This is a genomic window from Leptolyngbya sp. CCY15150, from assembly GCF_016888135.1.
Taxonomy (GTDB): domain Bacteria; phylum Cyanobacteriota; class Cyanobacteriia; order RECH01; family RECH01; genus RECH01.
The window spans coordinates 22,854-38,999 of record NZ_JACSWB010000293.1 but is presented as its reverse complement, the minus strand read 5'-3'; the positions used below and the strand labels follow the sequence as shown (position 1 = coordinate 38,999).

General features: G+C 48.6%; 8 protein-coding genes. 5 read left to right on the top strand and 3 right to left on the bottom strand.

Going from position 1 to position 16,146, the window contains the following annotated elements; genetic code table 11:
* Positions 1 to 201 precede the first annotated feature (201 nt).
* From JUJ53_RS23830 to JUJ53_RS23810, 5 genes are all read left to right on the top strand, one after another.
* Entirely contained in the window at positions 202 to 714 is a 513-nt protein-coding gene (locus JUJ53_RS23830; RefSeq protein WP_204154551.1) for a response regulator, read from the top strand.
* Positions 715 to 1,199: 485 nt separating this feature from the next.
* Entirely contained in the window at positions 1,200 to 1,643 is a 444-nt protein-coding gene (locus JUJ53_RS23825) for a response regulator (protein WP_204154550.1), read from the top strand.
* A 1,250-nt stretch (positions 1,644 to 2,893) separates the two neighbouring features.
* The gene (locus JUJ53_RS23820) at positions 2,894 to 5,260 is read left to right on the top strand and encodes an EAL domain-containing protein (RefSeq protein ID WP_204154549.1); all 2,367 of its coding nucleotides are present in this window, start codon (positions 2,894 to 2,896) and stop codon (positions 5,258 to 5,260) included.
* A gap of 380 nt (positions 5,261 to 5,640) precedes the next feature.
* Positions 5,641 to 6,462: an MOSC N-terminal beta barrel domain-containing protein gene (locus JUJ53_RS23815; protein ID WP_204154548.1), complete on the top strand. Its 822-nt coding sequence runs from the start codon at positions 5,641 to 5,643 to the stop codon at positions 6,460 to 6,462.
* Between the two features lie 559 nt (positions 6,463 to 7,021).
* Positions 7,022 to 8,386 carry an 8-oxoguanine deaminase gene (locus tag JUJ53_RS23810; RefSeq protein ID WP_204154547.1) on the top strand — a complete coding sequence of 455 codons (1,365 nt, stop codon included), beginning with the start codon at positions 7,022 to 7,024 and terminating at the stop codon, positions 8,384 to 8,386.
* A gap of 113 nt (positions 8,387 to 8,499) precedes the next feature.
* Here the strand turns inward: JUJ53_RS23810 and JUJ53_RS23805 are convergent, their stop codons facing one another.
* From JUJ53_RS23805 to JUJ53_RS23795, 3 genes are all read right to left on the bottom strand, one after another.
* Complete coding sequence (locus tag JUJ53_RS23805) at positions 8,500 to 8,793, bottom strand: hypothetical protein (protein ID WP_204154546.1); 294 nt, start codon at positions 8,791 to 8,793, stop codon at positions 8,500 to 8,502.
* 383 nt (positions 8,794 to 9,176) lie between these two features.
* Entirely contained in the window at positions 9,177 to 10,652 is a 1,476-nt protein-coding gene (locus JUJ53_RS23800; RefSeq protein ID WP_204154545.1) for a BamA/TamA family outer membrane protein, read from the bottom strand.
* A gap of 872 nt (positions 10,653 to 11,524) precedes the next feature.
* The gene (locus JUJ53_RS23795; RefSeq protein WP_204154544.1) at positions 11,525 to 16,090 is read right to left on the bottom strand and encodes a response regulator; all 4,566 of its coding nucleotides are present in this window, start codon (positions 16,088 to 16,090) and stop codon (positions 11,525 to 11,527) included.
* Positions 16,091 to 16,146 lie beyond the last annotated feature (56 nt).

The following is a 16,146-nucleotide window of genomic DNA, read 5'->3' as shown; positions in this document are numbered from 1 at the left end:
TTCGACAGTTGGGATCATCTGCTCACCTTCATGCTGGAAGGTCTAGAGCTAAACATCCCGCCCAATACCAGTTGAATCGTCATACTGAGAATTGCTGGCCCGTCCCTAAACAAAGAACGAATACTCTATCTATCCAGACTTCACATTAGGGGATGCTGATAGTTCATGGAAATTTAGGGTTCCGTCACTTCGACACGACCCATGTTTCCATTTATACTAGAAATCTACAAAACCATTATTCATAAACCTGTTAGCTCAAAACTAGAAAATACCGTGAAGATAGAACCAACCCGCATTCTATTGGTCGAAGACGATCCCAACGATGTTGAGCTCATTCAGTTAGCTCTAGAGAGCCATCATTTTGTCAATCAAATGGACATTGTGATGGATGGAGCGCAAGCACTTAGCTATTTGCATGGTTCTGGAGAAACATCAGCACCCCACCTCTTGCCACGCCTAGTTTTACTGGATCTCAAGCTCCCTAAAGTAGATGGGCTACAGGTTCTACGAGCAATTCGCGCCCATCCCCAAACGAAGGATCTGGTTGTAGTCGTCATGACATCGTCAGCGGAGAACCAAGATCTCAGCACCTGTTATGAGCTGGGGGTTAATAGTTATATTGTGAAGCCGTTGGACTTCAAGCAATTTATGGATGTAGCCTGTCAAGTCGGGTTCTACTGGATGATGCTCAACCAGGTTCCCCTAGATGACTGAGGAGCTAGAGGAGCGAATGGTCATTGATCCAAGTTAGCTACGTATGAGGAATACTTTGGTATAAAATGTTATATACTAGGAGTAAGTGAACCCTATAGAGATGCTAACAGTCATAGCTTTTCTGTAGAAATCCACGCATCGTCTTCTCAGTAAGATTACTGACAAATCATCATAGTTGAGCTATAGTTGTACATCCAGTTGGTTAGAGCGATCGCCCTCTCGTTCTAAAACCCTAACCAATACGAGCTTAGTGGCCCGCCCCCAGTTGAGACCTATTGGTTAGTTAGAACATCTCCATACGTAATTTCCCTTAAACTTTCATTGAGTCGGCTGACACATTTCGCACGTTAGCACACGGCACATAGCATCAACATTTCAGAAGAGAGTGAGCAGATAGCGTGCAGCACTCAGCCTCTGGCATGTCATCTAGAAAAAACTGTGCAGTCGGCCCTAGCGTCTTCTCCATTGATTGGCTTATTCGTACTATGGTGATTAATACATCTCGTCTTTTGGTTGTTGAAGATGATCCCAACGACATCGAACTCATTCGTCTAGCGTTAGAGGATTATCCTTTCATCAACCAAATTGATGTGGAACAAGATGGTGAAGGTGCATTACACTACCTGCTGAGTTCAGCAGAAGAAGCATCGCCCCGTCCATTACCGCGATTGGTACTGCTTGACCTCAAGTTACCCAAAATTAGCGGACTAGAAGTCTTAGAAGTCATCCGTAACCATCCTCGGACGAAACAGTTAGTCGTCGTCGTCATGACAGCATCTAACGAACATCACGATATCACCGCCTGCTATCGGCTAGGCGTGAACAGCTATGTGGTGAAGCCCCAAGATAGCGAGCAGTTCCAAGATCTATCTCGACGGGTGGGAGTCTATTGGATGCAACTCAACCACTGTGAATGGATCCTGCGTTAACATTCTTTATTAACTCTGGGCAGAGAATAAGTGAGGCAACCTAACTACGCCCGTTGTACTCAGTCCTGAACCCAGGCTCACGAGTTCAGCGCTGGAAATCTGAGAATCATCAAGGTCGTTGCTGAATCATGATAGGATTTGCGCTGAAGAACAGTGAGCAAACCGCTTACACGACCTTGATGGTGAATGAGCTATGAGGGCGAGCATCTTGTTGCCATTCCGATGTCATAGCCTCATGCAGCAACGCCCATGAGAGAACGTTGATATCGTTCCTACGCTGAGCGTGGGAATGCTCCCAGCGACGCTCCTACGCCTAGACCTCAAGAGCTGCAGGAGCGGCCAAGGCAGGTGTTAACGCGGGAGCGCTGGCAGCATAAGATGACAACGTTTGAACACTACCCTAATTTTATAGCCTCATTCAGCAACGCCCATGAAAGAACGTTAGGATAGCAACGCTCGGTATGGAAATTTTGCTAGGGCTTGTTGATCGATGTCAATAGCTTCGTTGGGACAACTTGTTCTGGCGTTCAAGCTTGGGCGGATTGAACTAGCTGCGGATTGACGTGGGTCTTACTGGAGTCAGCATAACCGATCCCCCTATGGGCGTCGTGCGGTTGTCAATTGCATGATTCGAGGTCAGAATAGTAGAACACTACCGTTAACATCATGGCGATCGCCTAGTCTTCTAGGCTGTTCGTTAAAGCCCTCATAAAATCTTCCGTCTCGCATTATTTCAACAGAGTATGCCGGTGCTTAAAGCATGTAGAACTCACTTAACTTGATCAATAACCTGCTATAGTTGACAGGCATGTCGTAAATGTTAAGATAAATCAACATTCGGGACTCCTCTATGAAGATGAAAGAGCGTTGAATAGCTTAGAGTAGCGAATTTATGTTCTTTGGTTCATCAGGTCGCTCTTCTTGCATAAGCATGTTGAATGATCGGGTCACAAAGGGTTTCATCAGATCGCTGTTGCCCAAAATATGATGAAGGTGAAAGCCATGCAACGTTTGTGGTGCAACAACAGGTCTACGATCAGCTTTTTTCTCAAGCGATCATGAATAAGCGCACAGTTTCGTAAACCCCATGGCACCATGAGACCTGTTTGAGCCATCTGATTTATGGTTTATCTGCATTTCTCTAGCAGATTGCTTGCAAAGAAAGGTTAAAGACATAAGCTCTAACAGGACGAATTGCTTGAGAGAACAAGACATTTATTCAAGATAGTGGCGCATTGCTAGGGACGTCGATGGAAGAGTACGAACTCACGCTTGATAGTTTAGACGAAGGTGTCTGGGAGGTTGAGATCTCACCACTCAAGTTATTGATTATCGAAGATGTTCTCGAAGATGTCGAACTCATTCTCTTAGCCCTTGAGTCTGCCGACATTCCATTTACCTACGACACAGCCACAACGGCTGAGCGCTGCCAGCAACTCTTGGAGCACAATACTTACGATAGCGTATTGTCAGATTATCGCTTACCCAGTTTTAATGGGTTGCAGGTCTTTGAGCTGCTTAAGCAGGCTAAGCAAGATATTCCATTCATTTTAATTACGGGTAGCTTAGGAGAAGAGGCCGCCGTTGAATGTATTCGACAGGGCATGACTGACTATGTGCTCAAAGATCGGTTGTTTCGCTTGCCTACGGTCTTAAAGCGAGCTTTAGAGGAATTCAAACTCCGACATCATCAAAAGGCAGCGATCGCCCAAATTCAACAGCAGGCCTGGCGTGAAACGATCGTCAATCGAATTGTGCAGGCGATGCGCAAAACCTTAGTGCTTGATGCCGTACTACAAACCACAGTTGACCAACTGCATGAAGCTCTGGGGGTCAGTCGCAGCACTATCTTTCAGCCTGAGTCAGAGCAAGATACTAGCTACTCGGTGATTAAATATATCAGCCACGCGACGTTGCAGCGAGACATGCTCTTGGGTATTGCCTGCAGTTTTTATGATTACTACCAAGAGGAAATTACCCAGGATCGCCCCATTATCATTCATGATATTGCAGATATTAACGTTGAGCATGTTCAAGATCTCGCCCGAGTTTATCAAATCCGGTCTACTATTTTAATGCCGCTGATCTACCAAGAAACCTATCTAGGCGGTATTTGCCTACAACAGTGCGATCGCCAACGCAGTTGGACAGATGACGAGGTTGCTTTAGTCAAAGCGATTGCTGACCAATGTGCGATCGCGATTCATCAAGCTCAACTGTATCAGCAGGCCCAAACAGAGCTAGTTGAGCGCCAAAAAATAGAGGCTCAGCTTCGCCATGATGCCTTTCATGATACGTTAACAGGACTGCCAAACCGGGCACTGTTTATGGATCGCCTAGGGCATATCCTACACATCGCTCATCGTCATCTTATTCGTAATCCCCAAGCACCTCCTTATCAATTCGCCGTTTTATTTCTAGATTTAGATCGCTTTAAGATGGTAAACGATAGCCTGGGTCATACGATTGGCGATCAACTCTTACAGATTGTGGCTAATCAACTGCAAGCCTGTCTACGGCTGGGAGATACGGTCGCCCGACTAGGGGGAGATGAGTTCGTAATGCTTCTAGAAGGCATCCAAGGTATGAATGATGCCATTGAGGTAGCCCATCGTATCCATCGGGTGCTCAAGTCACCTATTTTACTGGATGGGCGAGAAGTTTTTATTAGCGCCAGTATTGGCATTACCTTACATGCTAGTAACTATACTGACCCAGCTCAGCTCTTGCGAGACGCGGATACAGCCATGTATCGTGCCAAGAAACGAGGTCGAGGCGAGTATGAGGTCTTTGATATTTCCATGCATACCCATGCCCTTCGTCAGCTTCAGCTCGAAAGTGACTTGCAGAGGGCCATTGAGCGGAAAGAGCTTAGTGTACACTATCAACCTATTATATCTTTAGCACATCAGTGCATTGAGGGCTTTGAGGCGTTGGTGCGCTGGCAGCATCCAGAACATGGAATGATCTCTCCCGATGAATTTATTCCAATTGCAGAAGACACTGGGTTAATTATGCTCATTGATGTCTGGGTGCTGCAAGAAGCCTGCCATCAACTCTATCAATGGCAACAAGATTTTCCTGCATTATCAGCTCTGACCATGAACGTTAATCTATCAGGAAAGCAATTCTCCCATGCTGAACTCATTGCTCAAATCGATTATATTCTAGAAACATCTCATATTTCCGGCTCTCAGCTTAAACTAGAAATTACTGAAAGTGTTTTAATTGAAAATTCTGATGTGGCTACAACTATTCTGAGTGAGCTACAAGCACGACAAATCAGAGTTTGCTTAGATGACTTTGGCACTGGATATTCATCACTCAGCTACCTACATCGGTTTCCTATCAGTACACTGAAAATTGATCGTTCATTTATTACTCCCCTAGAAACAGATATTGATAAGTTTGAAATTGTGAAAGCGATCGTCAATCTGGCCCTCAACTTAGGTCTTAATGTTGTAGCAGAGGGGGTAGAAACAACCCGGCAATTATCGTATCTGAAATCTGTAACGTGCCATGCGGCTCAAGGATACCACTTTGCCCGCCCTCTTCCTAGCAAAGCAGCCTCAGAGTTTATCCACAATCATCTTTTCAATCAGTCTATGACGCCATAGAACCCCTCGATACCATAGCGCGAGGAAAAAGATCATTGCTACACTAGGATTAGCTCAGCATTGCTGAATAAAGATATGAGATAGGACTGTGAACAGGCTCACCCTACCTTGATGGTGAATGAAATGCGAGTATGAGCGTCTCGCTCACGATTCTTTAGCGCAACTTCGATCGCAATTCAGCACCGCCATGGGATCTTCAGGTTCATCAGGCCATCGTACCAGACAGCCAGTTCTAGAGAGTCCTCGACCGACTGAGCATACGCCGCGGCCTAGGGTAGACCAGATCCGTATGACCAGCATTCTGTCCGTAAGATTGGATACCTCTGGCTTTACATAGATTGTGCTAGCGTTAGCAGGTTGTTTTTGCACAGTTAGATGCTATGGCTCAGACAAGGGTTGGTTCAGTAGCGACGCTCTGGCGCTATCCGGTCAAGTCAATGTTGGGGGAAGAACTGGAGTCCTCCGAAATCACCTCCCATGGACTGGTGGGCGATCGCGCCTATGCATTATGGGACGTTGCCAGTGGCAGAGTTGCTAGTGCTAAGAATCCCAAAAAATGGGCCCAGCTACTAGATTTCCAAGCAGCCTTTGTTGAAACGCCGCAATCTACAACACCCTTACCGGCCGTTCAGATGGTTTTACCAGATGGTACCTCGGTGACCAGTGAAACAGAAGCTGTCGAAGACATGCTCTCCCAGAGCTTGGGGCGATCGGTACAGTTGCTCTCCAGCGCCCCAGAGAAGGCGAGCTTAGACCAATATTGGCCTGAGGTAGAAGGAACTGTTCACCAAGATGCTGTCACAGAACTGGTGCTGCCCACAGGCACTTTTTTTGACTCTTGTCCCATCCATTTGGTGACGACTTCAACGCTCTCAAGCCTGCAGGCGCTCTACCCAGACGGCCAGTTTGAGCCCTGCCGGTTTCGCCCGAATATTCTGATCGAACCCACTGAGTCGGACGCAGGGTTTGTGGAAGATGCCTGGGTGGGTGGATTATTAGCCATCGGCGATCAGGTACGCCTACAGATTGATACCGCCTGTCCCCGTTGTGTGGTGACCACTCTCGCCCAACAGGGGCTGCCCCAAGATTTAGATATTCTACGCACCACTATTCAGCACCACACTATGATCGCAGGTATTCGCGCTTCAGTTGTGCAGGGGGGTATTATTCATCGTCATGATCCTATTTGGCTAGAGTCTTGAGACTTTATGCCTAATCGATCTTAAGATAAGGGCATCTGAAGAGTTAAAAACTATCAGAGAAGGATTAGCTGGTGTGGACTGAAAAAATATTTTATTCCTCAATCAGCTATCTTAACTCTATCCAACAAATTTGGCAGTCAATGCAAAACAGGCATTGTCAGCGTTACATCTAGCTCCCTAGAAAAAATACAGATAGCGATCGCTGCCTTTAACCCCATCTAGAACTAGGGGCGTTGCTGAATACAAGTATGAATGGCTCAATCCGCCCTCACCCTAGCCCTCTTCCTAGGAAGAGGGAACAGGAGTTCTAGCTCTCTTCTCCCTGGGGAGAAGGGTTAGGGATGAGGGAAAATCATCTATCAATTCAGTCATGCCGAACTAGGAGATAGGTTCAAGAAAATTAGACAACCATGGTTTAGAATCATGATCCAACACCGCTAAGCATAGGCAATCAGGTTTCAACCTGCTCCAAGCATCTCAGCCCTTGAGGTCTTCTTGAATCGCGATCGCCCTATGCTAGCTCTACCTTGCCATACTAAATTGCCCTACAGGGAGGTCTATGACAACGCTACTGATTCAACACTGCCATACATTAGTCACCATGGATGCGGAACGGCGAGAAATCGCTGATGGAGCACTACTGATTCGCGATAACATCATCGAGCAGGTTGGAACTACCGACGAGTTGCCCCAGACGGCTGATGATGTGCTAGATCTACGAGGGCGGCATGTTGTCCTCCCTGGGCTTGTTAATACCCACCACCACTTTTTTCAATGTCTTACTCGCGCCGTTCCTGCCGCTCAGAATTGTGACTTATTTAACTGGCTCACATCTCTCTATCCTCTCTGGGCAAACTTAACATCAGAGGGAATTTATCTCAGTACTCAAATGGCGGCAGCAGAACTGATGTTATCGGGTTGCACCACCGCCAGCGATCACCTCTATCTGTATCCTAATGATTGCACCTTAGATGACGCTATCCAGGCAGCCAAGGACATAGGTTTAAGGTTTCACGCTAGTCGAGGTAGCATGAGCGTTGGGCAAAGCAACGGTGGGCTGCCGCCAGATACGTTAGTAGAACGAGAAGCAGATATCCTCAGCGATAGTCTCCGGCTGATTGAGCAGTACCATGATCCATCGCGTCATGCCATGACCCGGATGACCCTTGCACCCTGCTCGCCCTTCTCAGTGTCCCAAGATCTGATGCGAGAATCGGCTGCCATAGCGCGATCGCACCCTCAAGTACGGCTTCATACTCACTTAGCAGAAAATCAATCCGATGTAGACTACAGCTTGGCCACCTTTGGTTTGCGGCCAGGAGATTATGCTGAGTCCGTGGGGTGGCTAGGGCATGACGTCTGGCACGCCCATTGTGTCCAGCTTAGTGATGATGCGATCGCTAAGTTTGGCCGCACCGGAACCGGCGTTGCTCATTGTCCTTGCAGCAACATGCGCCTAGCCAGCGGCATTGCCCCCATTCGGAAGATGCTCAACCACAATGTCCCTGTCGGACTTGGGGTAGATGGGGCTGCTTCCAATGATGCTACTAATCTGCTGCATGAAGCTCGCATGGCTATGCTCTTAGCCCGGGTCGGCAGTTGTGATGCCTCGGTGATGTCAGCGCGAGATGTGCTAGAACTAGCAACCCTAGGAGGCGCGCGGGTGCTAGGACGAGATGATATTGGCGCACTGGTTCCTGGCTACTCAGCAGACTTCATCGCGATTAATTGCGATCGCCCTTCTCTATCTGGTGTTCACGATATAGTAGCCGCACTAACCTTTTGCCAAACAGATAGCGTCGATTACAGCTTTATCAATGGCAAGAAGGTCGTCGATCATGGTCAGTTAACCACTGTAGACTTACCCAAACTTGTGGAGCAGGTCAATCACTACGCCCAAACCACGATGGATAAACCTGTCTAACTTGCCCTGGATTGCATCTCCATGAAGGTAAATCCCCAAACTCCGAAGAATTTGGGGATTTTATTACCTAGGCGTAGACCAGTCATCATGTATCTATACGCTCAACTAGGTGCTTACCGAGCCATATCATAATAGCGATGCTCTAGCCATACCCGAACATCCTGCTCGGTTTCATAGAGGCCATGGTTATTCGTGATAGGATCGTAGACATGCCAGATTTTTTGACCCGATTCGCTCATGCTAAACCAGATGCGAGGAGCATTGCTATCTTGGGTAAAAGTCTTGACGACAGACGTGGCGATCGCTTTTAGGGACGATAGCCAACGAGAGGAGCGAGAAGGAACGGCGGCATCAAGGTGAAGGGCACGTTCGAGTTGTTCACGGTGAGAGTAGTTAAAGTATGTCATGGCGACCTCCAGATCGGACTGTTGCTGCGGGATAGTGAAAAGGACGTCTGACCGTTGTTTCATCTATCTATGTCCTTAATCTAACGGGCTTTGCTATGGGATTCAAAGCATAGCGCCTATCACATACATGAATAAAATTCATAGTCAAAGAGCTGACTTCAGCAATCCCACCCTTGTCCTGCTAAGTAGATGGGCTCAGTTCCATGAAGCTAAGTTGCCGGGTTTCGACGTCGCTCAACCCTCGTCTCATAAGGTTGGGAGCAGTTCGACGGCGCTCAATGCTCGCCAATAGCTACACCCTCCCACTAGGGCAGGATTGTCGGGTGAGCAGGAGCTAGCGTATCAAAGGCTAGCTCCCGCTCACTGGGCAGATAGGGGGCGATCTAGAAGCGATCGCCTAGGTTAATATGCACAGCCGAGTCTCCACTGTCGGTGAGTCCTAGTTCTACCCGCACGGGGCCAAAGGGTGATAGCAGCCGCAAGCCTAGACCAAACCCCAACCCATCCCCTGGCTTATCGCGGGCAACGCCAGGGCGACCAATCACGTCATCTTGGGTGCCTAGGGCATTGGCATAGTCCACAAACAGCAGCCCACCCACATCGATCTCTTCATCCATGGCATCAAAGGAAAAGATGGGAAAGCGATATTCGGCTGAGGCTTGGATAAAACTGGTAGACGAGCCCACATCACCGCGATCGAAACCCCGCACGGAGTTGCTGCCGCCCAGGCTAAACGCTCGATAGCTAGGAACATCATTGAAAATGTGCCCGGCTTGGATATTCAGCACCAGGGTGCGGGGGCCTTCTGCGAAGCCAAACAGGGAGAGGGGAATAAACTGGGTAGCATTGCCGGTCAATCCCGTAAAGGAAATCGTCTCATCCTGCAGGGGGATGGCTTGCTCTAGCCCCAGACGCAGCCGGCTGCCTTCGGTAGGGTTAATCAGATCATTGCGGGTGTCATACTGGGCTGCTGCCGATAAAATCAGCAAATCATCCTGTCCGCTATCGCTTACCGTGAGCCGATTGCCCCGTTCGTCCCGTGAGAATAGGTCGTTTGAAAAAACATCATCCCGCACCGATACCCGCTGATAGGTGAGGCCCAGGGCACCTTCTAGATCAGGGGAAAAAGCGTGGAAGACTTCTGCACCCACACCCAAGCGATGCACCCAGGGTGTATCACCGCCAGGCAAATCCACATCGCGATCGCCTCCCCGCAGGTTGGAGGAATAGGCTCGTTGGTTGAAGATATTCACGGAATACCCCAGAGGAGCTAGCTCTGGCTGATGGCGGTAGCTCAGGTCAAACCCGAGGATGGAGGTACCCACCCGCCCCTCTAGGGTGACGGTATCGGAATCACTCAGCGAAAGCTGCACCCCGCCCGGTATGCTGAGCCCGCCTTGGCGATCGCTACCTGCTGACACCGAAAAACGTCGCGTTGGCCCCAGCAGCGTGGTGGGATAGGGCAGCTCGGTGCCGAGGTAGAAGCGTAAGGGGCCTGGGCCACCGCCACCGCTGAACTGGGCGATCGCGTCAGCGTAGATGGAACTGGGATTTTGAGCGGGCATTTGAGCGGGCATCTGGGCAGGCAAGAGATCCACGGCTTGCCTAGACACGTCTTCGGATGATTCAGATCCTGATGATTCGAGTTCTGATGATTCGGACGGTAATGCAGCCGCAGGTTCAGCCAGGCTCTCGGGTTGTTGGGATAGGTCGTTGGGGGCGGCTGACTCTGCTACGGGTGTTGCTGCAGCAGGGATAGCGATCGCGGCCTCCGGCTCCGTTGCAGAAGCCATATCGTCAACCTCCGGCAGCTCCGACGTCGGCGACGCTGCTGCGGGCATGAGCGGGGTTGCCTGCATGTCTGGTATCACGGGTTGTGTCTGTGCATATCCTGGGGTAACCATCAACATCGTTGCCGAGCCCCCAATCATGCCAGCAATCCAACCCAAGTCCTGAAATACGGTAGATGATTTGCGAGACGCGCACATATTTTTTCTCCTCACAGCCGTTAGTTAACGTTTTGGTCTCAGCACTATGAAGTACACCCTAGATTCTATGCTCACAGCTTGCTCCAAGCATTTTAGACCATTCGGTGGATCAGAAGCAGCAGGAGCACAGACATCCTTAAATCTGACCCAACACGCTTTAAAATCGGCGTTGCTGAATGCAGATATGACGTCCTAAATCCACCCTCACTCTAGCCCTACAGCAATTCTCAGTATGAATATCTTGCCCCACCTTGTCGACAATAGTATCAATAGAGTTCTTGGAAAAGTTCATTCTTTCGTTCAGGATTTGGCAGATTGGACAAGCTACTGGTCAAAATGAGAATTGCTGCTAGCCCTAGCCCCAGCAAGAGAGAACGAGGGTTCTAGCTCCCTTCTCCCTGAGGAAAAGGGTTGGGGATGAGGGCAAGTCATCTATCGATTCAGCAACACTCTAAAATCCAGTTCTGAGTTGTGATCTCAAACCTAAGCTCCTTCATTAAAGCATTGCCCTCGCAAAGGTGCGAGGCCCCTCTCATCTTTTTTGTACCTGATGGTCATGCTGAATGTAAATAGAGTGATCTTTCATGCTCAAGCACCCTCCAATATCCCTTGTCTGACAGTCTCTGGGGAAACGTTGAGCGCTAGCTATTGCAGCCTGAAGCAAGAGGTATTATCTTATACCTGGTTAGGAATGCCAAGGTTGGGTAGGGAACCACATGCGCTGTAACCTTTAGCCATAATATTTAGCTACTCCTGCGAGGTTGATATGCCTCAATCATCAATAAAATCTGTTCTAGCTGCAGCCGTTGATTGTAGTAGTCTAATGCCTGTTTGAGGTCGTTGTATTGATTAGGAATTTGCTGAATAAGCTGATCGACCTGAGCATCTTCACAGCGCAGTACAGATAAGTAGAGCGAGTCTAGCCACTCTTGGGACATGACAGATAATGCATCAGGTTCAAGACATGGAATGTCTGCACTTGGTGTATCAATAGTTAAGTCATCGTAGATATAGTCTACGTCAATGTGCTGAGCGATCGCTTCTAGCAAGCGAGAGAGATCTACAGGTTTTGTGATGAAATCATCGCAGCCTGATGCCATAGCTTCCTGCTGCTGATCGATCAAGGCAGAAGCCGTAACGGCAATGACTTTGGGTGATAGGCGATCGCCGGTAGGCGGATGTTCGCGATCGTAATTACGGATATGACGAATGACCTCTAAGCCGCTGAAAACGGGCATTCGCAGGTCTAGCAAAATCAGGTGTGGATTCCAGGCTTGCCACTGGGCGATCGCTTCAGCACCATCGGCCGCTTCCTGGATCTCAAACCCAATGCTGCTTAAGAACTGCACCATGACTTGGCGGTTCATCATAGAATCATCAACCACCAGAATCCGATAAGCTTGGTGGGGAGCAAGATGGGCAACCTGCCCCTGGGTGGCTTCGATAGCATTGGTCTGGCCAATACCAACTGGAATGGTGAATTGAAACGCACTGCCCTGTCCTAAGGTACTTTGTACGGTCAAGCATCCACCCATTTTTTCCACTAAGCGTTGGCTAATGGTGAGTCCGAGGCCAGTACCATCGGGAGCCATTTGTCCTAATTGGGTTTGCTCAAACGCTTCAAAGATTCGAACTTGCTCATCAGGAGCAATGCCCGTTCCGGTATCAATCACCTCAAAGGTCAACCATGCAATCGGTTCAGCACTATCCTGAATCAGGCGATCGCTTCCCTGAGGTTGTGGCGATTCAAAGGGAGTGATGGAAGCTTTGAGGGTTACGCTTCCACAGGAGGTAAACTTAATGGCATTGCCGAGAAGGTTAATTAAAACTTGCCGCAGCTTTTGTGGATCAGACTTAATTAAGCTTGGCAAATTGGTCGATAGATCAAAGTTGAGAGATAATCCTTTAGATCGTGCTTGCTGAATGACAATGGATTGAAGCGATCGAATAAATTCCCTGATATCAAAGTAACTCTTCTCTAAATTCATATGTCCCGCTTCAATTTTAGATAAGTCGAGGACACCGTTAATTAACGAGAGAAGATGTTCACCACTGCGGGTAATGGTATGGATAGCTTCTCGATGCTCATCCGGCAGGCTTAGATCACGATTGAGTAACTGGGCAAACCCTAAGATTGCATTCAGAGGCGTCCGCAGTTCATGGCTCATATTAGCTAAGAAAACACTTTTGGAGTTACTGGCTGCTTCTGCGGCTTCTCTGGCAATTTCTAACTCTGTTGACTTTAATTGAAGCTGCAGGAACAGCTCCGCCTGCTGAGCTGCAATGCCAAGTTGCGTTGCCGTCTGACAGACAATCGCCAGCTCTGCTGGTGTCCAGACATGGGGCCCTTGGTTGTGATAGACAGCCAAAAGTCCCCAGATTTGGTCGCCTTGGACGATGGGGCAGGTCATGTAAGCACGAGCTTGAAAATGTTCTAAAAACTCAAGATAACAATCACTAAAATTCTCAGCATAAATATCAGAAACTTCCCTCACTGGATTAGAGCGCTGCTTGTAAAAACCTGCTTTGACGTCCTGCAGATAAGTATCATGGTGAGGCAACCCATGGTGGGCCATAGCCGTAATCACACAGTCAGGATGGGCGATCGCATTTTGTGCGGTTATCACATCTTCACGTTCTGCATTGAGCAACGAAATCCACTGAGGCGCAACAGCTTCAGCCAGGATCTCTCCACTCCAGTCTGCCTGAAAGCGATAGATTAACACCCGATCGCAGTGGAGACTATGCTGGACTGCATCCACGGTAGATGAGAAGACGTCTTTTAGATCTAGAGATTGGTGGACTTTTTCTAGAATGTAGGCGATCGCCTCTTCTTTCTGAAGTGATTGACGTAGAGCGCTTTCTGCTCGGGTGCGATCGGTAATATCGCGCACCATCAGCATGACTTCGTCTGCATTGAGAGGAACAATCCGCACCTCCTCATGGCGGATTTCGTTATCTACCTCAATATCATGCTCATAATGTTGGCGTTGCCCAGTCTCTAGGGCCTGATGAATATAGCGCATCCGAGTTTCTGCTAAATCACGGGGCAGAGTCTCGAAGATAGATTGCTCTAAGCCATGGTGAACCCCCTTGCGTAGATGAACCTCTCCCCCAGAGATAAAGCTTTTTCGTTTACCATACCTATCAATGCGCAGCAGTAGATCAGGTATGGCCTGGAGAATAGCACGTTGGGTAGCCTCGCTATAGCGCAGGGCAATTTCAGCCTTTTTGCGATCGCTGATGTCACGAATCATAAAAAGCACTTCCTGATCGCTACAGGGAACCACTCGCACTTCTTCGTATTGAAGGCGATCGCCTATGTAGTTCTGCTGCTCATAGATCTGAATTTCTTGTGTGTCTAAGGCTTTTTGAATAAAATGCATCTGGCGTGCAACAACATCATGGTGTTGAGCAAAAAAATCTATGATATTCTTGCCAACCGGATTCTCATCTGCAGGCAAAAGATCGATCATGGCGTTAGTCTTAACATAACCAAGATAAATTCCATCTCGACTAACGCGGAACATGAGATCTGGAATGGCCTGTAAGAGAATCTTTTGCTGCTGTTCGCTCTGACGTAACGAGACTTCAACAACTCTTCGCTCTTCCACCTCCCTAGCGAGTTCCAGGGTCTGCTGTTGAACTTGGTGGGCCAATTCACGATTATAGTGTTCCAGCAGTTGCTCAGCCTGTTTTCGGGTCGTAATATCGTTAAAGATAGCGATCGCCCACTCGATGTCACCCTGCCGACCAATCATAGGTGATACGGAAACTTCTAGCAGATGTAGGTGGTGTTCTTGATGGATTTCCAAATCATCTAACGTGACAGATTCTTCTGAAAACGTTTGCGGATTGAGGAGATTGTGAAGTGGATAAGGCTGCTGAGTTCCAGCTATGTAGAGCGGATAATAGTGGGAAAGCTCGTTAAGACTAGATACTGGAGACTCTGAATCTTTTTTAAAGCCAAATAAGGCTTTACTAATAGCATTCACATAGGAAATAGATCCATCTAGACTGTAGATCAAGACGCCGACCGGCGCTAATTCTAAAAACTGAGAAAGCTTGGCTTCATTGTTCTGGAGCGTTTGATTCAGCGACTGCAATTCTTGGAACGATTGCCGAAGCTGGCTGGACGTGGATTCAAACGCTTCCGATAGCCATTGAAACTCTAGGATTGGACTCTGGGGCGGTACGGCGTGAAAGTCACCATCAGCTAGGCGGGTAGCCGTGTCTCGCAAGTGTTTGAGAGGTTGGGTTGCCCAGCGAGCAATGCCAGCACTGAGAGCGATCGCTCCTACTAGAGCAAGGCTCGTGTATATCAAGGTTTGGCGCTGTCGATCACGAATGTCTGCCAGAAAAAGAGACTCTGGTAACACATTCACCACTTGCCAATTCAGCCCTAGGGATGGATCAAGGCGATGGATATCTAAAACATAGGATGTTGTCCCGATGCGGTCTACCCACTGGCGATCGCCGCTATCTAACGACGAAAAATGGGTCACTTGAGGCAGATTAGTGGCGATATCTGCCAAGAGTTCATGGTCGCTGTCTGCTGGACGCAGGCGATAAAAACGACGCTCTAATCCTGTCCCCTGGACGTGAAAGGGTGGATCATCTGTAGAGCTGGCAATCAGGTAACCATTTTCATCCACAATAAACACCACCCCCTGCTGAGCGCCATCGAGCTGACGCAAAAATTGACTGAGATCAAGGAGGCTGAGGTTGACTGAAAAAACCCCCAACAGAGTGTTGTTGTCATAAATGGGCCAGTAGGCATTAATGGCTAACGAGGCTTCTTCCCCAATCTGAAACAGACCACTCCATCCAGCTTGCTGAGTTCTTACCGCATCGCGAAACCAAGGGCGATCGCGGCCATCAAAGTTGGGCAGGGATGTGACTAATGTGGTCGGCACGCCGGCCTCATTGAGACGGTAGACATCAAAATCTCCATTCGGCTGCGATCGCCCCCCTTCAACTTGACGACGATCCTCAATGCTGCGATGCACGGTGCGAAAGGATCCATCCGCCCCGCTAAAAAGAATGGTGCTGACAGAATCAAACTGCTGTAGTTGGGCAAAAATGTGGGCTTCAAGCTGAGGTAAATTGCTGACATCAAGCTGATTGAGCCGCACCGCCGTTGCATTGAGACGGTTGATCTGCTGAGGAACCTGCAGGTATTGCGACAGATAGACTTGAACGCGATCGCTATCAGCTTTGGCTAACTGACGGACTAAGCTGCGATGTGACGCTGTCTCACCTTGACCATGTAGATAGCTCACAATACTTGCAATGCCAATAACCTGCACTGCAAACGCTCCTATGAGAACTGCGCGAAACGAAAACCGCATCACCATAACTGCAT